Annotated in this window: 18 protein-coding genes; 6 read left to right on the top strand and 12 right to left on the bottom strand. The window is 70.3% G+C overall.

Features of this window, described 5'->3' with window-relative positions; genetic code table 11:
- Position 1 precedes the first annotated feature (1 nt).
- Positions 2-319 carry a protealysin inhibitor emfourin gene (locus D7Y15_RS11750; RefSeq protein WP_121752606.1) on the top strand — a complete coding sequence of 106 codons (318 nt, stop codon included), beginning with the start codon at positions 2-4 and terminating at the stop codon, positions 317-319.
- Here the strand turns inward: D7Y15_RS11750 and D7Y15_RS11745 are convergent.
- Positions 316-1845 carry a M91 family zinc metallopeptidase gene (locus D7Y15_RS11745; RefSeq protein ID WP_121752605.1) on the bottom strand — a complete coding sequence of 510 codons (1530 nt, stop codon included), beginning with the start codon at positions 1843-1845 and terminating at the stop codon, positions 316-318. The genes D7Y15_RS11750 and D7Y15_RS11745 overlap by 4 nt on opposite strands.
- 349 nt (positions 1846-2194) lie before the next feature.
- Between D7Y15_RS11745 and D7Y15_RS11740 the strand changes: the two genes are divergently transcribed.
- On the top strand, positions 2195-3508 hold the full coding sequence (locus D7Y15_RS11740; RefSeq protein ID WP_120575265.1) for a porin: 1314 nt from the start codon (positions 2195-2197) through the stop codon (positions 3506-3508).
- A 1-nt stretch (position 3509) separates the two neighbouring features.
- On the opposite strand, the gene D7Y15_RS11735 is transcribed toward D7Y15_RS11740, so the two are convergent.
- The 5 genes from D7Y15_RS11735 to D7Y15_RS11715 all read right to left on the bottom strand — a co-directional run bounded on the left by D7Y15_RS11735 (position 3510) and on the right by D7Y15_RS11715 (position 10365).
- Entirely contained in the window at positions 3510-6068 is a 2559-nt protein-coding gene (locus tag D7Y15_RS11735) for a polynucleotide kinase-phosphatase (RefSeq protein WP_121752604.1), read from the bottom strand.
- Entirely contained in the window at positions 6065-7465 is a 1401-nt protein-coding gene (locus tag D7Y15_RS11730; protein WP_121752627.1) for a 3' terminal RNA ribose 2'-O-methyltransferase Hen1, read from the bottom strand. Before D7Y15_RS11730 ends, D7Y15_RS11735 begins: the two co-directional genes overlap by 4 nt.
- A gap of 79 nt (positions 7466-7544) precedes the next feature.
- Entirely contained in the window at positions 7545-8549 is a 1005-nt protein-coding gene (locus D7Y15_RS11725) for a fumarylacetoacetate hydrolase family protein (RefSeq protein WP_121752603.1), read from the bottom strand.
- Positions 8546-9856, bottom strand: a complete 1311-nt coding sequence (hmgA, locus tag D7Y15_RS11720; RefSeq protein ID WP_121752602.1) for a homogentisate 1,2-dioxygenase — start codon at positions 9854-9856, stop codon at positions 8546-8548. The genes D7Y15_RS11725 and hmgA overlap by 4 nt, the downstream gene beginning before the upstream one ends.
- Before the next feature lie 41 nt (positions 9857-9897).
- Complete coding sequence (locus D7Y15_RS11715; protein ID WP_120575270.1) at positions 9898-10365, bottom strand: MarR family winged helix-turn-helix transcriptional regulator; 468 nt, start codon at positions 10363-10365, stop codon at positions 9898-9900.
- Positions 10366-10493: 128 nt separating this feature from the next.
- Here D7Y15_RS11715 and D7Y15_RS11710 point away from each other — a divergent pair, with 128 nt between their 5' ends.
- Entirely contained in the window at positions 10494-10829 is a 336-nt protein-coding gene (locus tag D7Y15_RS11710; RefSeq protein WP_121752601.1) for a hypothetical protein, read from the top strand.
- A 5-nt stretch (positions 10830-10834) separates the two neighbouring features.
- Here D7Y15_RS11710 and D7Y15_RS11705 read toward each other — a convergent pair whose 3' ends face one another.
- Entirely contained in the window at positions 10835-11233 is a 399-nt protein-coding gene (locus D7Y15_RS11705) for a hypothetical protein (protein ID WP_121752600.1), read from the bottom strand.
- A 218-nt stretch (positions 11234-11451) separates the two neighbouring features.
- On the opposite strand from D7Y15_RS11705, the gene D7Y15_RS11700 reads away from it, so the two are divergent.
- A complete protein-coding gene (locus D7Y15_RS11700) occupies positions 11452-13161 on the top strand; it encodes a tetratricopeptide repeat protein (RefSeq protein WP_121752599.1) in 1710 nt (569 codons plus the stop codon).
- A gap of 2 nt (positions 13162-13163) precedes the next feature.
- On the opposite strand, the gene D7Y15_RS11695 is transcribed toward D7Y15_RS11700, so the two are convergent.
- The 5 genes from D7Y15_RS11695 to D7Y15_RS11675 form a co-directional block, all read right to left on the bottom strand.
- Positions 13164-13655: a hypothetical protein gene (locus D7Y15_RS11695; protein WP_121752598.1), complete on the bottom strand. Its 492-nt coding sequence runs from the start codon at positions 13653-13655 to the stop codon at positions 13164-13166.
- 69 nt (positions 13656-13724) lie between these two features.
- On the bottom strand, positions 13725-15125 hold the full coding sequence (locus tag D7Y15_RS11690; RefSeq protein ID WP_120575275.1) for a hypothetical protein: 1401 nt from the start codon (positions 15123-15125) through the stop codon (positions 13725-13727).
- A 53-nt stretch (positions 15126-15178) separates the two neighbouring features.
- On the bottom strand, positions 15179-16459 hold the full coding sequence (locus D7Y15_RS11685) for an MFS transporter (protein WP_121752597.1): 1281 nt from the start codon (positions 16457-16459) through the stop codon (positions 15179-15181).
- A gap of 12 nt (positions 16460-16471) precedes the next feature.
- A complete protein-coding gene (locus D7Y15_RS11680) occupies positions 16472-17209 on the bottom strand; it encodes a dienelactone hydrolase family protein (protein WP_120575277.1) in 738 nt (245 codons plus the stop codon).
- A 129-nt stretch (positions 17210-17338) separates the two neighbouring features.
- A complete protein-coding gene (locus D7Y15_RS11675; RefSeq protein ID WP_121752596.1) occupies positions 17339-18205 on the bottom strand; it encodes a hypothetical protein in 867 nt (288 codons plus the stop codon).
- A 309-nt stretch (positions 18206-18514) separates the two neighbouring features.
- Here D7Y15_RS11675 and D7Y15_RS11670 point away from each other — a divergent pair, with 309 nt between their 5' ends.
- Both D7Y15_RS11670 and D7Y15_RS11665 read left to right on the top strand, forming a co-directional pair.
- Positions 18515-19630, top strand: coding sequence for an alpha/beta fold hydrolase (locus D7Y15_RS11670; protein WP_121752595.1), 1116 nt, complete (start codon positions 18515-18517; stop codon positions 19628-19630).
- 18 nt (positions 19631-19648) lie between these two features.
- The gene (locus tag D7Y15_RS11665) at positions 19649-20149 is read left to right on the top strand and encodes a GNAT family N-acetyltransferase (RefSeq protein WP_121752594.1); all 501 of its coding nucleotides are present in this window, start codon (positions 19649-19651) and stop codon (positions 20147-20149) included.
- The last annotated feature ends 106 nt before the right edge of the window (positions 20150-20255 follow it).

Below are 20255 nucleotides of genomic sequence, written 5' to 3'. Positions count from 1 at the left end.
AATGCGAATCGAGCTCAAACGGGAGGGAGGCGTCGCCTTCTTCCCGGGCCTCGCCAGGCCCCGCACCGTGGACCTGGCGGCCCTGCCTCCCGCCACGGCGGAGGCGCTCCAGCGGGAGGTGCGGGAGGCCCGCTTCTTTGAACAGCCGGCCACCGTGGGGGCTTCGCCCCAGCGGGGCGCGGACCGGACGCGCTACACCGTCACCATCGAGGACGATGGCGGGAGGAGGCATTCGGTCCAGCTGATGGAGCCCGTGACGGAGCCGCACCTGCGCTCCCTGCTGGAGCTCATCCAGAAGGCGGCTCGGGACACGCGCTAGTAGCGCGGACGGGTGGGCAGGTTCAGGTCGTCGCGGAGGACGTTCTCTCCGGGGCGGCCGCCCTGCACCACGTCCGGCGTGGACGGGTCCTGGTCCAGGTCGATGGGCAGGCCCACCGCGGACGTCTCGCGGTTGTTCACGCCGTCCTTCTCACCGACCGCCAGCGTGCCGTTGGCGTAGTCCGAGGCGTGCACCATCTCGTGGAACAGCGCGACGACGGGCGGGCGGTTCATCCAGTCCTCGCTGCCCAGCGAGATGCGCGTGGTGTTGTAGTTCACCGTGCCGTTGGTGCCCTTGCCCGGCGTGCCGTCCGCGTTGAACCAGGCGTCGTCCTTGTTCTGCGCGGACGCGGAGTTGCCGCTGGACGTCTCCTTGATGGTCGTGGTGTGGCCGCTGTCATCCAGCGTGCGCAGCAGGTCCTGGCCCGAAGGCAGCGAGCGCATCGCGTCCAGGTCCGACTGCACGCGCGCCTGGAAGTCCGCGCTGCCCGACACCGTCACCGAGCGGCCGCGCTGGTCGGCGTTCGTCATGTCGACGATTTCGCGCTCGCCCTCGGCCGCGTCGGCGGTCTTCTCGTTCTCTTCGACGTAGAGCTTGTCCGTGCCCGTGCCGCCACGGACCGTGTCCTTGCCCGCGCCACCCGCCACCGCGTCGTTGCCGGCGCCGCCGCTCAGCGTGTCGTCGCCGCGCCCGCCGATGACCTGGTCGTCGCCCTCGCCGCCGTAGGCCCGGTCGTTGCCCGCGCCCGCGTCGATGTAGTCCCGGCCCTTGCCGCCGGACAGGGAGTCGTTGCCGTCCAGGCCGTACATCACGTCGCGGCCCTCGCCACCCATGATGCGGTCATCGCCCGCGCCGCCCTCCAGGTAGTCGTCGCCGTCCTGGCCCTTCAGCGTGTCCTTGCCCTCGCCACCGATGAGGGTGTCGTTGCCCGCGCCGCCGATGAGCGTGTCGTTGCCCTTGCCACCGGTGAGCTTGTCGTCGCCCGCGCCGCCGTCCAGGGTGATGTCCTGCGTGACGCTCGCGTCCACGGTGATGGAGTCGTTGCCGTCACCGCCGTTGATGATGGCGCCCTTGGCCTGCTCCGCGGTCAGCGTGACCGTGTCGCTGCCGGACTTGATGGTCAGCCCGCCGTCCTTGTTCTGCGACACCGTCGCGGTGTTGTTGCCCGCGCCCAGGTCCACCACCGTGCGCCCATCCGCGTTCGTGCTCACCTGGGGCCCGGCAAGGGCGCTGCCCACGCGGCCCGCGATCTTGCCCAGCGCCTCGCCGATGCCGCCGGCCGCCTTGCCCGCGGCCTTGCCCAGGGCGCCCCCGATGCCCCCAGCGCCCTCACCGGAGCGGATCTCCGCGGACAGCACCGGCCGGGAGGCGGCGCCCGAGCGCGGGGCCGAGTCGAAGCCGTCCTTCATCCGCTGCGCGACAGCGGCCTTCACCGCGTTGGGCTTCGCCGTGACGGGAGCCTTCACCGGCTGCGTGCTCACGGGGGACGAGGTGGGGCGCGAACCGGGCTTGCCAATCGAGGTCATGTCGCTTCTCGCGGGTGACGGAGACACCCGGTGCGGGTCCGGCGGACGGCTGCCGGGGAGCGGATGAATGCCGCCCGAAGGGGATTGTCGCGGAATCGTGACGCCGGTTGCCTCGGACCGCTGTTTCCAGGCCAACCCCTGGGAATGACTCGTTCAGGGGCGGGGGCAGGGCCATGTCACGGGCGTGTGACACGAGCCGCTCGTTCGTGTGACAGGACCGCGTCGCCGGTAACGGTGTGGCAACAACAGGGGTCGGTGCATGGCGGAGGGCCGCTCTCTTCGGTAACGGGAGCGCCACAACGGGACCGGGCGGGTCCCTCCCTGCTCCCCGCCCGTCTCCTACGAACCCATGACCCTCGCCTCGTCCCACCGCTCCGTCCTTCAGGCCCTGCTGGCTGGTACCGCGCTCTTCTTCTCCTCCTCCACCCTGGCCCAGGCCCAGGAGACTCCGCCCGAGCCCGCTCCCCAGGGCGAGGTCGTGCCTCCCGCGGCCCTGCCGCCCCCCGCGGAGGAGAAGGAAAAGGAGAAGGAGAAGAGCAAGCCCTGGTACGAGAGCATCCGCCTCCGGGGCTACACGCAGGTCCGCTACAACCGGCTGCCCAGCTTCCGGGTGAACGACTCGCTCATCAACGACCAGGGCGACCGCTTCCTGGGCAAGGACACCGGCTTTGGCATCCGCCGCGCGCGGCTCGTCATCTTCGGGGACGTGCACCCTCACGTGTCCATCTACCTGCAGCCGGACTTCGCCTCCGTCATCGGTGACCAGTACAACGTCGCCGTCATGCGGGACTGGTACGCGGACATCTTCGTGGACGCGAAGAAGGAGTTCCGCTTCCGCGTGGGCCAGTCGAAGGTGCCGTTCGGCTTCGAGAACCTCCAGTCCAGCCAGAACCGCCTCGCGCTGGACCGCAACGACGCCATCAACAGCGCGCTGAAGGACGAGCGCGACGTGGGCGTGTTCTTCTACTGGGCGCCCTCGCACATCCGCGAGCGCTTCAAGTACCTCGTCGACAGCGGCCTCAAGGGCTCCGGCGACTACGGCGTGGTGGGCCTGGGCGTCTACAACGGCCAGACGGCCAACCGCGCCGAGCGCAACAACAGCCCCCACGCCGTCGCGCGCGTCAGCTATCCCTTCCTCTTCGGTTCCCAGTACGTGGAGGTCGGCACCGGCGCCTACTACGGCCGCTTCAACCTCAGCGCGGCCCCGCGCGATGACGCGGCCTATGCGCTGGCGCGTGGCCCCAACATGGTGGATGCCCGCGCCATCGTCAGCCTGATGATCTACCCGCAGCCCCTGGGCTTCCAGGCCGAATACAACATCGGGCGTGGGCCGTCGCTGGGCTCGTTCCCGGACGAGGCGCTGCTCATCGACAGCCGCAACCTGCATGGCGGCTACGCGCAGCTCATGTACAAGCTGGACGGCGTGGTGGGCGTGTCACTCATCCCCTACGTGCGCGGCACGCTCTACAAGGGCGGCAAGAAGTTCGAGACCAACGCCCCCCTCTACGACGTGCGCGAGCTGGAGCTGGGCGCGGAGTGGCAGATCTGGAAGGCGCTGGAGCTGACGGCCGCCTACGTCATCGCGGACCGCACCTCGTCGCGCTACCCGTATGAACAGGAGCAGGGGCACGTGACGCGCCTCCAGCTCCAGTTCAATTACTGAGTCAGAGTCGCGGGTCGACGGGCTCGCTCTCCAGGGCGAGCACGCCGAAGACGCACTCGTGCACGCGGCGCAGGGACTCCTTCTTCGTGAAGCGCTCCAGTCCCTCCACGCCCAGCGAGAACTCGCGCAGCGCGAGTGAACGCTTGGTGCCCAGGCCGCGCTGGCGCAGCCGGTCCAGGTTCGCGGGCGTGGTGTACTCCGGGCCGTAGATGATGCGCAGGTACTCCGTGCCCCGGGACTTGATGGCGGGCTGCACCACGCCCTTGCGTCCGCGCACCGCGAAGCCGAAGGGCTTCACCACCATGCCCTCGCCGCCGCGCGCGGTGAGCTCCTCCCACCACCGCACGCCGCCGGCCACCGCGTCCGCGTCCTCCAGCGCCACGACGCGGTAGGGCGTGGCCACCAGGAACGACGGGTCCGCGCGGCACACGCGGGCCAGCGTCTCCATGTGCCAGACGTGGTCCTTGTCCACGTGGGTCGAGCCCTCCGTGGCCAGCAGGTGGAACGGCGCCAGCCGCACGTCGTCCAGCGACGTCACCGGCCAGCAGTAGCGCCGGTACGCCTCCACGTAACGCTGGACGTCGGTGGCCTTGTCCGTGAAGCGCGCGGACAGCTCGCCCAGCGGCAGCCCCCGGGCGGTGGCCTGCCCCAGCACGGACACCACGTCCGTCAGCGCCGCGCGGGAGGCAGCCCCCACGGCGGCGTACGGGTCACGCAACAGCTCCTGGGCCTTGAGCGACCAGGGCATCAGCTCGCAGTCCAGGCAGGCCCAGTCCGTCTTCAATTCCTCCCAGAAGCCGGACGCGTCCAGCGCTGTACGGACGCGCGCGAGGAACGCGGCCTCCATGGCTTCGTCGGTGAAGAAGCGCCGGCCGGTGCGCGTGTAGCAGACGCCCGTCTCGCCGGAGGTGACGCCGAAGCGGCGGCGGGCGGCGTCCGCGTCGCGCGCGATGACGACGACGGCGCGCGAGCCCATGTGCTTCTCCTCGCAGACGACCTGCGCCACGCCCTCCTTGCGGTAGTAGTCGAACGCCTGCTGGGGATGCTCCAGGAAGCCGGGCTCGGTGCTCGTCTCCGACGGCGACATGGTGGGCGGCAGGTAGATGAGCCAGCGCGGATCGATGGCGAAGCGGCTCATCGCCTCCAGCGCCGCGGTGGTGTTCTCCTCGCGCAGGGTGACGTGCGCGGCCAGCCGCGTGGAGATGACGCGCTTGCCCCGCACGTCCTCCAGGTCCAGCACGTCATCCGCCTGTTGCTGCGCGCTCAGGCCGGACGGAGCCGGAGCGGCCAGGGGCTTCACCGGCTCGCAGTACACGCGCTGCGCGGGGACGGAGACCAGCTCACGCTCCGGGTAGCGCAGGGCGGTGAGCTGGCCGCCGTAGACGCAGCCGGTGTCCACGCACAGCGTGTTGTTGACCCACTCGGCCTCCAGCACGGCCTGGTGGCCGTACACCACCGACGCGCGGCCCCGGTACTCCGCCGCCCAGTTGAAGCGCACCGGAAAGCCGTATTCGTCCGTCTCGCCCGTCGTCTCTCCGTAGAGCGCGAAGGTGCGCACGCGGCCGGAGCCCCGGCCCTGCATGCTCTCCTTCAGGCCCGCGTGCGCCACCACCAGTCGCCCGTCGTCCAGCACGTAGTGGGACACCAGGTCGTCGATGAACTTCGCCACGCGCTGGTGGAACTCCGGCGGCTCCTGCTCCAGCTGCTCCAGCGTCTGGGCCATGCCGTGGGACACGTTGACCTTGCTGCCGCGCAGCTTGCGCAGCAGCTTCATCTCGTGGTTGCCCGGCACGCACAGCGCGGTGCCGGCCTCCACCATGTCCATAACCAGCCGCAGCACGCCCGGGATGTCCGGGCCGCGGTCCACCAGGTCGCCCAGGAAGACGGCCTTGCGGCCCTCCGGCGGGCGCACGTCGAAGCCCGGCGTGCCGTCCGCGCGCGGACGCACCTGGTAGCCCAGCTTCGCGAGCAGCGCCTCCAGCTCCTCACGGCAGCCGTGGATGTCTCCGATGATGTCGAAGGGCCCGCGCTCGCGCTTGAGGTTGCACCAGAGCGGCTGGCGCTCCAGCACCACGCGTTCGATGGCGTCCGGCTTGAGGACGTGGAGGTGGCGGAAGCCCTCGCGCTCCAGGCCGCGCATGGAGCGGTGCATCTGCGAGACCTGGTTGCGCACGAAGCGGAAGCTGGCGGCGCGGTCCGGCCGCTGCTGGTTGCGCTCGATGCAGGTGCGCTCCGGCACGTCCAGCACCAGTGCCACGGGCAGCACGTGGTACTCGCGCGCCAGTTCGACGAAGGCCTTGCGGGACTCCGGCTGCACGTTGGTGGCGTCCACCACTGTGAGCAGGCCCCGCGCCAGCCGCTTCGCCGCGACGAAGCGCAGCGTCTCGAAGGCGTCCTTCGTCGCCTCCTGGTTGTTCTCGTCGTCGGACACGACGCCCCGGTAGGTGTCCGAGGAGAGCACCTCCGTGGGCTTGAAGTGCCGACGCGCGAAGGTCGACTTCCCCGAGCCGGACGGGCCAATCAGCACGACGAGTGACAGCTCTGGAATGTGGATGTTCATCGCGTGAATACCGCCATCTGCGTCGGCGCGCCGACCTCCGCGTCGTTCTCGCCCACCGGCCGGAAGCTCACGGTGTAGCCGTAGCGCTCGCACATGCTCGCCGCCCACGCCTCGAACTCGGCGCGGGTCCACTCGAAGCGGTGGTCGCGGTGGCGGAAGGTACCGGTGGGGAGCGAGGTGAAGCGCACGTTGTACTCGGCGTTGGGGGTGGTGAGGAGGATGAGGCCCGGCCGCGTGTACTCGAAGAGCACGCGCTCGAAGGCCGCGAGGCGCGGCATGTCCAGGTGTTCGATGACCTCGATGACGGTGGCGGCGTCGAAGCCCGCGAGCCGCTGGTCGCGGTACAGGAGCGAGCCGTGCAGCAGCTTCACGCGCTGCCGTTGCAGGTCCGGCATCCGTTCGATGCCGAGCCGGTCGTGGGCAATCTCCAGCGTGCGGTAGGACACGTCCATGCCGACGAGCTCGGTGAAGCGGCGGTCCTTCAGCAGGGCCTTGATGAGCTTGCCCTCGCCGCAACCCAGGTCCACCACGCGCGCGGCGCCGTGCTCCTGGAGGACGGACATCACCGTCTGGAGCCGCTGTTCGTTGAGGCTCAGGCGTGATTCGAGCACGGCCTCCTCGGCGTTGCGCGCCTCCTGGCGTTCCTCGGGCTCGGGGGCCTCGTCGCCCGCGAGCCGCTCCAGGGCTTCGCGCGCCAGGCTGTGGCGGTGGCGCAGGTAGCGGCGGGCAATCTGCTCGCGCTCCGGGTGCGCGGCGAGCCAGCCCTCACCGTGGCGCACCAGCTTCTCCACCTCCTCGTCGCCGACCCAGTAGTGCTTGTCGTCGTCGAGCACCGGGATGAGGACGTACAGGTGCGAGAGCAGGTCGCCCAGGCGCACCTGTCCCTCCAACGTCACGGTGAAGTAGCGGCTGTCTCCCCACGCGGGCACCGTCTCATCCAGCGCATGGCGGGTCGCGGTGACGGTGTAGCCGAGCGGCTCGAAGAGGCGGCGCAGGAAGGTTTCACCGCCCCGGCAGGGCAGCACCGACAGGCGGGCGGAGAAGGGCAGGGGTTGTGCGGCCAGCTCCGGCCGGTCCTTGCTTCGCCCCGACAGAGCGGTGCCGAAGACGCGGGACAGCGCCACGCTCATGAAGGACGACGCCACGTAGGGCCGGTCGTTGACGTACTGGTCCAACGTGCCGCCCTGGCCTCCGGACGACGGACGGCCGCGCACCAGGGCGACAGGGTCCACCTCCAGGAGGAGTGCCGCGGTGGTGCGGCCGGCGGAGGCCTCCGGGTAGAAGACGTGCGCCAGTCCGAAGGGAAGCTCGAAGGACTGGGGCCGTTCCGGGTTCTTGTGCAGCAGGTAGCCCAGGTCTGTCGCGGGCGAATGGGTCGTCGATAGGGTCAGGAGCATGGGGGGCGCGCGTGAATCCTGCTGCGCGCTGGACGGGTGGAACAAGGGGCCCTGACGGAAGAAGCCCCTTCTTCCCCGCCTACCCGCCGACTGACTGGTCGATGGCGCCGAAGATGCTGGCGCCCGAGTCGTCCCGCATCTCGATGCGCACGTGGTTGCCGCGCTTCAGGAACGGCGTCTTCGGCGCGCCGTCCCGGAGCGTCTCCACGACGCGCACCTCCGCGATGCACGAGTAGCCCGCCCCACCCGCACTCACCGGCTTACCGGGACCGCCGTCCGGGCCCCGGTTGGACACCGTGCCGGAGCCCACGATGCTGCCCGCGCACAGCGAGCGCGTCTTCGCCGCGTGGGCCACCAGCGTGCCGAAGTCGAACGTCATGTCCACGCCCGCGTCCGCTCGGCCGAAGGGCTCGCCGTCGAGGAAGACCTCCAGGCGGCGGTGCAGCTTGCCTTCCCGCCACGCGGTGCCCAGTTCGTCTGGCGTGACGAACACCGGAGAGAACGCCGACGCGGGCTTGGACTGGAAGAAGCCGAAGCCCTTCGCCAGCTCGTTCGGAATCAGGTTGCGCAGCGACACGTCGTTGACCAGGCCCACCAGCACGACGGCGCCCAGGGCCTGCTCGCGCGTGGCCCCCAGCGGCACGTCGCGCGTCACCACCACGACCTCGCCCTCCATGTCGCAGCCCCAGGCCTCGTCGGCGAGCGGGATGGGCTGGCGCGGCCCGAGGAACCCGTCGGAGCCGCCCTGGTACATCAACGGGTCGGTCCAGAAGGAGGGCGGAAGCTCCGCGCCGCGCGCCCTGCGCACCAGCTCCACGTGGTTCACGTACGCGGAGCCGTCCGCCCACTGGTAGGCGCGGGGCAGGGGCGCCGCGCACCGTGCGGGGTCGAAGGGCGCTCCCGGAACCTCTCCGCGCTCCAGCCGCTCCGACAGCGCGCGCAGGGCTGGTGCGTGGCGGTCCCAGTCATCCAGGGCGGCCTGGAGCGTGGGCGCGATGGCGGACGCATCCGCCTGCCGGGACAGGTCCTTCGTCACGACGACGAGCCGCCCGTCCCGTCCTGCGTCGACCGAGGCGAGCTTCACGACTGGCCGCCTCCCGTGGAGGACATCTTCGCCTTGGGCAGGTCCGCCCAGCAGGCGTCGTAGTCCTTCTGGAGGACGGGGCTCTCCATGGCCTGGAGCGTGGGCGCGATGACCCAGCGGGTCTCGAACATGAAGGCGAGCGTGTTGTCGATCTTCTTCGGCGTCAGCTCCGCGGCGACGGCGGCTTCGTACGTCTTGCGGTCCGGGCCGTGGGCGCTCATGCAGTTGTGGAGCGACGCGCCGCCGGGCAGGAACGCGTCCTCCTTGGCGTCGTAGACGCCGTGGACCAGGCCCATCAGCTCGCTCATCACGTTGCGGTGGAACCAGGGCGGCCGGAAGGTGTTCTCCGCCACCATCCACCGGGGCGGGAAGATGACGAAGTCGCAGTTCGCGGTTCCCGGCGTGTCACTGGGCGACGTGAGCACCGTGAAGATGGACGGATCCGGGTGGTCGTAGCTCACCGTGTTGATGGTGTTGAAGCGCGCCAGGTCGTACGTGTACGGCACGTTGTTGCCGTGCCACGCCACGACGTCGAACGGCGAGTGGTCCAGCGTTGTCTCCCAGAGGTTCCCCTGGAACTTCTGCACCACGCGCGTGGGGCGCTCCACGTCTTCATACGCCGCATGAGGCGCCACGAAGTCGCGAGGGTTCGCCAGTCCGTTGGAGCCGATGGGCCCCAGCTCCGGGAGCCGGAACTGCGCGCCGTAGTTCTCACAGATGTAGCCGCGCGCGGAACCGCCGGGCAGCTCCACCCGCATGCGCATGCCGCGCGGGATGAGCGCGATGTGGCCGGGAGGGACCTCCAGCACGCCCAGCTCCGTGACGATGCGCAGTGTCCCGGACTGGGGGACGATGAGCATCTCACCGTCGGCGTTGAAGAACGCCGTGTCCGTCATGGACGCCGTCGCCGCGTAGAGGTGCACCGCCGCGCCCGCGTTCTCGGCCGGGGAACCATTGCCGCCCAGCGTGAAGAGGCCCTCCAGGAAGGTGGTGGGCGTGGTGGGCATGGGCGCCGGGCTCCAGCGCAGCCGGTTGGGCGAGGGAGGCACCTCCCGGAAGGGGCCGCTCTTGAGCGTGCGGGCCTCCACGGGCCGGTACGCCGGGTGGCCCGCGCTGGGCCGCAGCCGGTACATCCACGTGCGCCGGTTCACGCCGCGAGGCGCTGTGAACGCGGTGCCGGAGAGCTGCTCGGCGTAGAGGCCGAACGCGACGCGCTGGGGCGTGTTCTGGCCTACGGGAAGCGCACCGGCGACAGCCTCCGATGCGTGCTCGTTTCCAAAGCCTGTCAGATGGCGGACGTTTTCCATGGCGCCCGAAATAGTAACAGATGTAACCAATCCGGCAAGGCTCAGGGGCCGGGCTTGAGGGCGCGGATGGCGGCGCGCTCCACGCGCTCCAGCAGGGAGCGAAGCACCTCGCGTTCAGAGGGCGACAGCTCCGCGAGCACCTCCGCCTCCGCTTCGAGCGCGGCGGGGGCCACCCGCTGGTAGAGCCTGCGTCCCGAGGCGGTCAGCGTCAGGCGCCGTGAGCGGGCGTCGCTCTGGCTCGTGGCGCGCCGCACCAATCCGCGCTCCTCCAGCGAGCGCGCGGCGCGGCTCACCGGGACCTTCTCCATCCGCGTGCGCCGGACGAGCTCCAGCTGCGAGCGCTCCCCGTCCTCGCCCAGGACGGCGATGAGCCGCCACTCCTGCGTGGAGAGGCCGTCCTCGGCCGCGTACACGCGGGCGATGCGCTGGCTCACGACGTTGTCCGCGACCGACAGGCGATAGGGGAGGAACTCATCGAGGGTGAGGCTCGCGGTGCGTGCTTTCTTCATCGGGCGTCCGACTATAGCGAGCGTGGCCCGCGTGCCACGGCTCGCGTGAGGGGTGGTGCTGGTGTCGCGCGCCCATCCGTCCCCGGATTGAGGGCATCCGCCTGGGGCGCCCTCGCAGCTCGAAGGTCATGACGACTATCGGCTTCATCCTCGCGGCGGCGCTGCTCATTGGCGTGCCGGTGATGATCGACGGCCTGATGGACTCAGGCTTGGATCAGACGACGAAGCTGCTCGTGGGTCTGCCCATCACGGACGTGGGCTTCGTGGGCGTGGTGCTGGTCGTCGTGGGCTTCAGCTGGGGAGGGCGCATCGCGCGGGAGAACAAGGCCCGCCGCGAAGCGCTCGTCGAAGAGAAGACCCAGGTGGAGGCGGAGTTGCGGGACCTGCGGGCCCGCCGCGATGGCCTGCGCTCGCGGCAGTGGCAGCCCCGCCCCTCCGTCCCCCTCATCGCCGTGAACTTCTGACCGGGTCAGTAGGTGCAAGCGCGGTTGTTGCAATACCCCTGACGCGTGCCGCAGACGCAATCCGAGTCGTCGATGCAGCGGCTGGACGGGCACGTCGGGCCGCCACCGCCGCCTCCGCCCGGGAGTTGGTAGGAGCAGGCGTTGCGCGCGCACGTCACGGACCGCGCGTTGGGACACGCGTTCCAGCAGTCATCCTCGGAGGAGCACCGGACGGAGACACAGACCAGGCTCGCGGCCTCCTCGGGCGTGGGCTCTGAGGTCAGGGCCTCGGATGACTCGGCGGCGGCGCACACCGCCTGCGTGGCCATCTCCAGGGCCGTCGCGGACGGCTCCGCGAAGGCCGCGGTGGCCGCGAAGGACAACAGGACAGCGACGCTCCAGGACAGGCTTCGACGGGACGACATGGCGGCGGGCTCTTTCCTCCCAGGGAGGCCATGCGGCACTTGCATGGGAATTCCTGGGACCACCAAATTAGCATGGCTGTCCTGACTGGCGCCGGTGCCGCCGGACGCATCCCGGGCAAGGGGGGCATCGGTTGGATTGACACCCCGCCCGGAGCCGATTGCCGCGTGCGCCAGGTCCCCCCACCGTTCCTGGAAGATCGCAGGCCCGAGGGGACCTCATGCGCGCGCAACTCCTGTTCATCCTCATCCCGTCTTTGATTGTCCCGGGCACGTATGCCGGAGCGCAGGACGCCAGCCCGCCGGATGCTGGCGCGGCCGCGCACGGGGCGCATGGCAAGTCTTCCGCGCTGTCGAGCCTGACCTCGCTCGCCCAGGGCGCGGTGCTCTTCGATGACCTGGGGACCCTCCAGCGGAAGGTGACGACCCGGTCGCCCGAGGCGCAGGCCTTCTTCGACCAGGGCATGCGGCTCACGTATGCCTTCAACCACGACGAGGCCGCGCGCTCGTTCGCCCGCGCCGCGCAGTTGGATCCTTCCTGCGCCAGCTGCTTCTGGGGCGTCGCCCTGGTGCTCGGTCCCAACTACAACGTGCCCATGCTGCCGGACCGGGCCGCGACTGCATGGACGGCCCTGCGGAAGGCCCAGGCGCTCGCCCCCACGGCGACCCCCACGGAGCAGGCGCTCATTGGCGCGCTGTCCCGGCGCTACGGCGGGCCGGAGCCGCGCACGCCCGAGCAGATGAAGCCCTTCTCCCAGTCCTACGCCAACGCCATGCGCGACGTGGCGAAGCGCTTCCCGGATGACAACGACGTGCAGGTGCTCTTCGCCGAGTCCCTGATGAACCTCAACCCGTGGAAGCTGTGGACGCTGGAGGGCAAGCCGGAGCCGGGGACGGGAGAGATTGTCTCGCGGCTGGAGACGGTGCTCGCTCGCGCGCCGAACCACCCGGGCGCCAATCACTATTACATCCACACCATCGAGGCCTCGGAGCACCCCGAGCGCGCATTGCCCTCCGCGGACCGGCTGCCGGGGCTGATGCCCGGAGCGGGCCACCTGGTGCACATGCCGGCGCACATCTACCAGCGGGTGGGCCGGTACGCGGATGCCTCGGAGAGCAACCGCCGCGCCGTGCAGGCGGACAATGACTATCTGCGCCAGGTGGAGCCCATCGGGTACTACCCGATGTACCTCGCCCACAACTGGGGCTTCCTGTCGTTCTCCTCGTCCATGGAGGGACGCGCGGGGGAGTCCATCCGCGCCGCGCGCGAGTCCGCGAACGTCCTGCCTCCGGAGATGCTGAAGGAGATGCCGGGCATGGACTTCTTCGCGTCAGAACCCCTGCTCGCGATGGTGCGCTTCGGGCGCTACGACGCGCTGCTCACGGAGCCCCGGCCGGACCCGAAGTACCCGGTGCTGACGGGGCTGTGGCTGCACGCGCACGGGCTGGCGCTCGCGGCGAATGGGGAGTTCAAGGAGGCCCGTGCGGAGCACGCGGAGCTGGTGAAGCTGGCCGCGAACGTTCCCGACACGATGACCGCTGGAAACAATTCGGCGAAGGACGTGCTGGACGTGGCGGCCCGCGTGCTCGACGCATCCATCTCCGAGCGCCAGGGCTGCGCCGACGCGCTGACGCGCTGGGAGGACGCGGTGCGCGCCGCGGATCAGCTGGCCTATTCAGAGCCCAGTGACTGGTTCTACCCCGTGCGTCACTTCCAGGGCGCGGCGCTGCTGGACGCGAAGCAATACAAGGCCGCGGAGGCTGTCTACCGGGAGGACCTGCGCCGCAACCCCGGCAATGGCTGGGCCCTCTTCGGACTCGCCCAGTCGCTGAAGGGGCAGGGGCGCACGGCGGAGGCCAACGCCGTGAATCAGCGCTTCAAGACGGCCTGGGCGGGCTCCGACTTCGCGCTCACCCGCACGGCCTTCTGACGTCAGCGGGCTGCGGCGCGGCGGAAGCCGTACACCCACGCGCCCGTGGCGATGAGCGCGGGCAGCACCACCGACACCGTGAGCGCGCCGAACACGGCGTCGTTGGCGGGCTGTCCGATGAAGTCCACGCCGGACACTCGCAGCCACGCCTTCACGCAGGTGATGCCCCAGTTGGCCCAGTTGGCGACGATGACCGCCCAGGCCAGCCGCCGCTGTCCCACGGGGCCGTAGCGCAGCATGGGCAGCGTCCACGCGACGCCCAGGAGGAAGAACGTGCCCATCAGCGCGTTCAGGTGCGCGGCGAGCGCCATCTGCGGATCCGCTGGCACCTTGCCCGTCATCGCCGCGGAGACGTAGCCGCCGGTGAGCAGGCCCACCAGCATCAGCCACGCCGCGGCGTGGGCCATCAGCCGGGCCGCGGGCTGGACGAGCGGGACGACGGGGGACTCGGGGACTGCGGCCTCGGAGAGGGGACGGGCGGATGCGTTGCGCATGGTGGGCGGAACGGCATCCTCGCACCCGGCCGCGCAGGGACGCCAATCACCGCCTCCTGACTCCCAGCGTCAGAAGCGCGCCTGGAGCAGCACGCTGAAGCCCACGGCATTCGCGGGTTGGAAGACCGGCGTTCCGACGCCCGTGACGTCATCCTCGAAGCGGGTCCGGTTCGGGTCGTGCGTGTAGGAGATCTCCGCCAGTACGCCAGCCACCTTTCCCAGGTCCCAGCGCACCGTGGCCTTCGCCGTCACCACCAGCCCCGGGGCCTCGCCTTCGGGCAGCAGGCTGAGGAGGTTGGGGCCCTGGAACACGGCGGTGTAGTTGCGGCCCGGGATGCCCACCGGCGCGTTCCGGAGCGAGGCGGGGCGGGTGACGCGCACGAGCAGCCCGGGCGTCAGCCCCCAGTCCTGGAGGTGGTAGTCACTGCTCAGCGTCCCGGAGACCTCCGCGCGGGTCTCCGCGTCGTTCATGAAGGCGATGTACGGAGGGATCCCGGGCGCGTCGAGCTGGATGAAGGACAGCGTGCGGACGTAGGCCAACGCGTGCGCGCGCCAGAAGCCCTGTTTCACCCGCGCCTCCAGGGCCCCCGCGCCTCCCGTCTGCGTGGTCCGTTGGAGGAAGGCGTCCGGATCCAGCAGCCCCTGGGACACGATGCTGCCCTCCAGCGACACCGACGCCGCGAAGCCTCCGGGGTAGGTCTCGGGCTGGAAGAAGCGCTCGAAGAAGGTCGGGTCGCCCTGGTAGAGCTTCAGGTCGACGTTGTTCCCGATGGGGGCGCCCCGGTGCCAGACCGCGCCCAGCGAGGCGCCGCGCATGGGGACGTGCATCTCGATGCCCTGGATCGCGGCGCCGGGAATCTGTCCCCGGTCGAGCACGGTGCCCTTCACGGCCAGCCGCACTTCGGGCGTGACGTCCAGGAAGCCGCCCGCCAGCAGGGCGTAGCGGCGCCCGAACTCCAGCTCCAGGTCGTCGAGTACGGGGGCGGACTTGAGCGCCACGAAGGCGTCCCACCGCTGCCGGGACAGGCGCAGCTCCAGCGCGGACTCGGCGGCCGAGCGGCGCGGGAAGGCCTGCCGCTCCCACGTCACCGGGTAGGCGAAGCCCATGTAGAGCCGGGACGTGGACATGGGGTGGACCACGGCGGAGAGCCCCTCTCCGGCTTCCCATCCGGAGGGCCGGTAGCGCAGCCGGACGGTGCTGCCGTTGTCCGCGAAGCCCATGCCCTGCGAGCCACCCGTGGTGAGGAAGAACGACAGCGCGGCCTCCGCGCGCAGGCCCGACGCGAGCTCCGGTGTATGTCCTTCCAGCGCCGCGTGGAAGGAGGTGGCGGTGGGGGCGCCCAGGGTGTCGATGTCCTCGTCGGTGGCGTAGAAGGACAGCCGCGCCTGGAAGGACGGCTCGGTGGACGTGGGCGCGGAGGACTGCCCCAGCAGGAGCAGCAGGGGAAGCGTCAGGAGTGGAGACGTCATGGGCGCGCGCGTCTAGCACGTCCCGCCCGGGACAGGCATTCCCACCAAGCGCTTCAGGACGGCGCGTCGATGCGGCTGTGGCGCCGCGTGTCCGGCATCACCGTGTAGACGAGCAGCGAGCAGAAGATGCAGGCCGTGACGTACCAGAAGAACCACTCCTCGCGCCCGGCCAGCTTCAGGCGCGTGCCCACGTACTCCGCGGTGCCTCCGAAGAGGGACACCGTCAGCGCGTAGGGCAGCCCCACGCCCAGGGCGCGGATGCGCGCGGGGAACAACTCCGCCTTCACCACGGCGTTGATGGACGTGTAGCCGGAGAGGATGACCAGCGCGGCGAGCACCAGCAGGAACGCGGTGAAGGCGTCCCGCGTCCGCGTCAGCGCCGTGAGCAGCGGCACCGTGCACAGCGTGCCCAGCACGCCGAATCCCATCAGCACCGGCCTGCGTCCCACGTGGTCGGAGACGAACCCCAGCACCGGCTGGAGGAACATGTAGAGGAACAGCGAGCCCGCGGAGATGAGCGTGGCCTCATCCCTTGTCAGCCCCACGGAGTTCACCAGGAACTTCTGCATGTAGACGGTGTATGTGTAGAAGGCCAGCGTCCCGCCCATCGTGAGCCCCACCACGACGGCGATCTCCTTCGGGTGGCGCAAGAGCTCCCGCATGGGGTGGTGCTCGGACTTCTTCGCGGCCTCGCGGGTGAAGGCCTCCGTCTCCACCATGTTGCGGCGCATGTAGAAGCCGAAGATGGCCAGCGCCGCGCCAATGCCAAACGGGATGCGCCAGCCCCACGCCTCCAGCTGCGGGCCCGTCAACACCAACCGCTGCAACACCAGCAGCGTCAGCGTGGCCAAGAGCTGTCCCATGATGAGCGTGACGTACTGGAAGGAGCTGTAGAAGCCGCGGTGGCGGGAGGTGGCCACCTCGCTCAGGTAGGTGGCGCTGGTGCCGTACTCGCCGCCCAGGGAGAGGCCCTGGAGCAGCCGCGCGAGCATCAGCACCACGGGCGCCGCCACGCCGATGCGCGCGTACGTGGGGCACACGGCGATGACCAGCGAGCCCAGGCACATCAGCGTGACGGACAACGTCAGCGCGGACCTGCGGCCCCGGAGGTCCGCGTAGAGCCCCATCCACCAGCCGCCCACCGGCCGGATGAGGAAGCCCAACGCGAACACCCCGGCGGTGTTGAGCTGCTGCACCAGCGGATCCGCGTCCGGGAAGAACGCCTGCGCGAAGTACAGTGAGAACGCCGAGTAGACGTAGAAGTCGTACCACTCGATGAGGTTGCCCACCGAGCCGCCGAAGATGGAGAGCAGCCGCTGCCGCACAGGGGACATCGGGCTCAGGGCTCAGGCCTTCAGCGTGCGGCCGAACAGGTCCTCGAGCCTCTTCCAGTGCGTCTCCGCGACCTCCGCGTTGAACGCGGCCGAGCCCGCCACCGAATAGCCATGCTGCGCGCCAGGGTAGAGCTCCGAGCGGTACTTCACGCCCGCGTCCTTCAGCGCCGCCTCCAGCGTGTGGATGGCGTCCGCGGGCATGGAGTTGTCCTGGTCCGCGTGGCCGAAGTACAGCTCGCCCTTCACCTGGTTCACCAGGCGGTGGGGGCTGTCGGGCGAGTCCGTGGCCAGGCGGCCGCCATGGGAGGACGCCACCGCGCCGATGCGGTCCGGGAAGTCCGCGCCCATGCGCACGGCGATGCCGCCGCTGAAGCAGTAGCCGGCCACGCCCGCCTTCGGGCCCTTCACGAAGGGCTGCCGGGAGAGGAAGTCCAGCTCAGCACCCGCGTCCAGCTTCAGGCGCTCCGGCGTCAGCGCGCCGATGAGGCCGTAGAGGCGCTTGCGGAACGCCTCGTCCGCGAAGGAGCCCTGGAGGTCCAGCTTCGAGGTGTGTCCGTCCCGGTAGAACACGTTGGGCATCAGCACGACGTAGCCGGACTTCGACAGACGCCGGGCCATGTCCTCGAAGACGGGCCGGATGCCAAAGGCATCCGGAATCATGATGACCGCCGGCCACGGTCCCGAGCCCTCCGGCTGGAACAGCTTCGCGTCCATCACTCCATCCGCGGTCTTGATGTCGACGTCCTGCATGGCGTGGGTGACCTCCCGCGCGGGCGGTGCATGCGCCCGGCAGGAGGGTGACACCACACGCGCGAGCGATGCGCCATCCGTTTCGCGACGGGCCCCCTCCTCCCCGCGCGAAACGGACACTTGCTTGCGCTACTTGACGCAGTTGCTCCAGCCGCGCTTGCTGTTGCTGACCGTCATCTCCCAGTAGCGGGTGCCGCTGTTGTAGTCGATGGAGACGCCGTCGTTGAAGTTGCTGGTGTTGAAGTTGCCGCCGATGCCGGACAGCAGGCAGGCCACGCCGCCCGGGTTGTAGTCCAGGTTGTGCGTGAAGGTGCCCGGGTTGCCCGCGATCCACAGCCAGCCGCCCTGGGCCGTGGGGACGTCCACGCAGATGGCGCGGGCGCCGCCGGAGCCGCCCAGGCTGCCGCCCAGGTACCAGTTGTAGCCGTCGTTCCAGACGCGGGCGTAGTCGGAGTTGGCCGTGAAGCCGCCCGCGGCCTCCACCTGCGTGAGGAAGCAGCGGCGCGACGCGGTGACCGCGCCCAGGAGCTTCGCCGCCTGGCCGTCGTACCAGGCCATCTCAGGGGTGCGGTTGGTGGCGGTGTCGAGGCACTGGACGCCCGTGCCCAGCGCCTTGCTGTTGGTGTGGTTGACGAAGATCTGCCAGTTGCCGGCGTACTGGAACACACCCGCGCCGGCCCAGCTGGTGCCCTTCAGGTTGCCCTGGACGCCGGTCAGGAAGCAGGTCCGGCCCGTGGAGGTCCCGATGGCGGTGGAGGTCAGGCCGTTGTTGGAGGTGCCCCACCAGTAGGTCCCGCCCAGGTTGACACCCTGCTCGGCCGTCGCGAGGGCCGCGTCGTCGGGCGCGGCCGGGGCGGCGGTCTCGGTGACGGCCTCGCCCGTGGGGGCCTCACCCGCCAGGGTCTCGTCCATCATGGGGTCGCCGCCACAGCCCACCGCGAAGAGGCAAAGGGGGGCCGCCAGGAACAGCTTCCGCGCGAAGTGATTCGTGTGCATGTCGCTTCTCCGTTCGTCGTTTGGAAATGCCAGCGATGCGTCCGCTGGCCGGGGTTCGTCCCGGCCGGGTCGCCAGCGGGGAACGTGGCGGGACATGAGCAACGGAGATGCCAGCGCCGCGTCCCTGGGGAGCGTGTCGAGGGAGGGCGTGGGGAACGGCAATCCTTGCGTGTCCACGACGCGTGCGGGTCGGCAAGGCTTGCACGGACGGCAAGAGTTGCACGACCGGGGCGGCCGGGAGGTGTGTCCGCGCGGGGCTCCTGGCAGGATCGCGCCATCAGTCTACGGAGCGGGGAGGGCACGTTGGTCATGCATCGCGAAGGCGCGGCCGTGGTCCGGACGCTGGTGGTGCTGGGCGCGCTGTTCGGGGCCGGCGCGCGGGCGGAGGTGACGCGCGCGGAGTTCCTGGTGCCGTCGGAGGAGGGCATCGAGGTGTCCGTGCGCGAGGTGAAGGACACGGGCATGCAGGTGGCCAACCTGCCGCCGCTCATCCTCCTGCACGGCGCGCGGGTGCCGGGGCGGGCCTCGTTCGACCTGCCCGTCGAGGGCGGCTCCATCGCGGCGGAGCTCGCTCGCGCGGGGCACGCGGTGTACCTCATGGATGCGCGCGGCTATGGCGGCTCCACGCGGCCCCTGGCCATGAGCACGCCCGCGAAGGGCCGGCCCCTGGTGGGCTCGCACGAGGTCGTCCAGGACGTGCACGCGGTGGTGGGCTGGGTGAAGGCGCGCACGGGGCAGCGCCGCGTGGGGTTGGTGGGCTGGGCCACGGGAGGGCACTGGGCGGGCATGTACGCCAGCCTCCACCCGGACAACGTCAGCCACCTGGTGATGCTCAACGCGCTGTACGCGGGCAGCGCGGAGCACAAGCTGTTGGGGAAGGGCACGGACTTCGAGGACCCGAAGCGGCCGGGGCACTTCAACGCGGAGGGCATTGGCGCCTACCGGTGGAACACGGGTGCGTCGCTGATGGCCGTGTGGGACCGGCAGTTGCCCGAGGCGGAAGAGGAGCGGGTGAAGTGGCGGGACCCGGAAGTGGCGGCGTCGTTCCAGCGCGAGGCGGTCACGAGTGATCCGCTGGGGCCGTCACGCACTCCGTTCGCGTTCCGGGCGCCATCCGGGGCGCTGGAGGACAGCTTCTATCTGGCCACGGGCCGGCAGCTGTGGGACGGAGCGTCCATCACCGCGAAGGTGCTCATCCTGCGCGCGGAGAACGACTTCTGGAGCAGGCCGGAGGACGTCACGCGCCTCCAGGAGCACCTGAACCACGCGGCCAGCGTGAAGGCCGTGGTGCTCCCGGGCGCGACGCACTTCGTGCACCTGGAGCGGCCGGAGCGGGGCCGCCGCCTGCTCATGGACGAACTGCTGCGCTGTACCGGCGCCCGCGTCACCCCCGCGCCGAAGCCTCCGAAGCCCGCCACGCCGTGAGCCGCTAGACTGGTGGGGATGATTTCCATCCGGAGACTCGAACAGGCGACCCCCGAGGAGCGGGAGGCGTTGGCCGAAGTGCTCATCGACTCCGTCGACGGAGGCGCGTCGGTGGGCTTCCTGCCGCCGCTCTCTCGGGACGCGGCGGTGGAGTACTGGCGGGGCGTGCTCGCGGCGCTGGGGCCGGGGCTGGTGCTTTGGGTCGCGGAGGTGGACGGTCGCATCGACGGCACCGTGCAACTCGCGCCCTCGCTGCGCCCCAACGGGCTGCACCGCGCGGAGGTGCAGAAGCTGCTCGTGCATTCGCGGGCCCGCGGACAGGGGCTCGCGTCGCTGCTGCTTCAGGAGATTGAACAGTACGCGCGGGGCGCGGGGCGCACGCTGCTGGTGCTCGACACGCTGGCGGGCTCGAAGGCGGAGTCCGTCTACCAGCACTTCCAGTGGCAGCGCGCCGGCGAGATTCCCGACTGGGCGCGGCACACCGATGGTGAGCTGCACCTGAGCCATCCCCTCATATGAAACCGAGCGCTTCTTTGAAGACAGGGTGCTGGTGGAGGAGTTCGGCGAAGCGCTCGACGAGAGGCCGCAATCGCTCCTCCTTCATCATGGGAATGGCTTGGTAATA

It is taken from the genome of Corallococcus sp. AB030 (assembly GCF_003668965.1).
Lineage (GTDB): Bacteria > Myxococcota > Myxococcia > Myxococcales > Myxococcaceae > Corallococcus > Corallococcus exiguus.
Note: the sequence above shows the minus strand (reverse complement) of the source record. Positions and strands in the feature narration are given on the sequence as shown.

Excerpts from the sequence above, each read along its gene's own strand:
- D7Y15_RS11750 (WP_121752606.1), top strand. The coding sequence starts at position 2 with ATGCGAATCGAGCTCAAACGGGAGGGAGGCGTCGCCTTCTTCCCGGGC.
- D7Y15_RS11745 (WP_121752605.1), bottom strand. The coding sequence starts at position 1,845 with ATGACCTCGATTGGCAAGCCCGGTTCGCGCCCCACCTCGTCCCCCGTG.
- D7Y15_RS11740 (WP_120575265.1), top strand. The coding sequence starts at position 2,195 with ATGACCCTCGCCTCGTCCCACCGCTCCGTCCTTCAGGCCCTGCTGGCT.
- D7Y15_RS11735 (WP_121752604.1), bottom strand. The coding sequence starts at position 6,068 with ATGAACATCCACATTCCAGAGCTGTCACTCGTCGTGCTGATTGGCCCG.
- D7Y15_RS11730 (WP_121752627.1), bottom strand. The coding sequence starts at position 7,465 with ATGCTCCTGACCCTATCGACGACCCATTCGCCCGCGACAGACCTGGGC.
- hmgA (WP_121752602.1), bottom strand. The coding sequence starts at position 9,856 with ATGGAAAACGTCCGCCATCTGACAGGCTTTGGAAACGAGCACGCATCG.
- D7Y15_RS11715 (WP_120575270.1), bottom strand. The coding sequence starts at position 10,365 with ATGAAGAAAGCACGCACCGCGAGCCTCACCCTCGATGAGTTCCTCCCC.
- D7Y15_RS11710 (WP_121752601.1), top strand. The coding sequence starts at position 10,494 with ATGACGACTATCGGCTTCATCCTCGCGGCGGCGCTGCTCATTGGCGTG.
- D7Y15_RS11705 (WP_121752600.1), bottom strand. The coding sequence starts at position 11,233 with ATGTCGTCCCGTCGAAGCCTGTCCTGGAGCGTCGCTGTCCTGTTGTCC.
- D7Y15_RS11700 (WP_121752599.1), top strand. The coding sequence starts at position 11,452 with ATGCGCGCGCAACTCCTGTTCATCCTCATCCCGTCTTTGATTGTCCCG.
- D7Y15_RS11695 (WP_121752598.1), bottom strand. The coding sequence starts at position 13,655 with ATGCGCAACGCATCCGCCCGTCCCCTCTCCGAGGCCGCAGTCCCCGAG.
- D7Y15_RS11690 (WP_120575275.1), bottom strand. The coding sequence starts at position 15,125 with ATGACGTCTCCACTCCTGACGCTTCCCCTGCTGCTCCTGCTGGGGCAG.
- D7Y15_RS11685 (WP_121752597.1), bottom strand. The coding sequence starts at position 16,459 with ATGTCCCCTGTGCGGCAGCGGCTGCTCTCCATCTTCGGCGGCTCGGTG.
- D7Y15_RS11680 (WP_120575277.1), bottom strand. The coding sequence starts at position 17,209 with ATGCAGGACGTCGACATCAAGACCGCGGATGGAGTGATGGACGCGAAG.
- D7Y15_RS11675 (WP_121752596.1), bottom strand. The coding sequence starts at position 18,205 with ATGCACACGAATCACTTCGCGCGGAAGCTGTTCCTGGCGGCCCCCCTT.
- D7Y15_RS11670 (WP_121752595.1), top strand. The coding sequence starts at position 18,515 with ATGCATCGCGAAGGCGCGGCCGTGGTCCGGACGCTGGTGGTGCTGGGC.
- D7Y15_RS11665 (WP_121752594.1), top strand. The coding sequence starts at position 19,649 with ATGATTTCCATCCGGAGACTCGAACAGGCGACCCCCGAGGAGCGGGAG.